At 59.0% G+C, this 361-nt stretch carries 1 protein-coding gene; it reads left to right on the forward strand.

Translation table 11 applies throughout. The features are described 5' to 3' along the window. A partial coding sequence (locus tag RHSP_RS08520) for an invasion associated locus B family protein (protein ID WP_037150564.1) occupies positions 1–347 on the forward strand: 347 nt, incomplete at its 5' end. Positions 348–361 lie beyond the last annotated feature (14 nt).

Below are 361 nucleotides of genomic sequence, written 5' to 3' on the forward strand. Positions count from 1 at the left end.
TCGCCAAAGCGCCGGCTCCAGCACCGGCCTCAAACCAAAAGGGCGGTAAGCAGCCTGCAAGCGAGCTCATCTTGACGACGCTTGTGCCGCTCAACATGTATCTGCCCGGCGGCATCGGTATCGATGCCAGCGACAAGCCGGTCGTGCAGCTTGCTTATCGCAACTGCAATCAGGCGGGATGCTGGGCGCAGCAAAAGCTGGATGCGAAGATGGTTGCAGCCCTTGCCAAGGCGACGAATGGTATCGGCCACGTACAGATGATGAATGGCCAGAAGGTCAACATCAAATTCTCGCTCAAGGGCCTGTCAGCCGCCCTGGACGCATTGCAGAAGCCTGCCTCCAGGTAACCGGCGGTAGGATA

Origin of the sequence: Rhizobium freirei PRF 81 (assembly GCF_000359745.1) — a bacterium.
GTDB classification, from domain to species: domain Bacteria; phylum Pseudomonadota; class Alphaproteobacteria; order Rhizobiales; family Rhizobiaceae; genus Rhizobium; species Rhizobium freirei.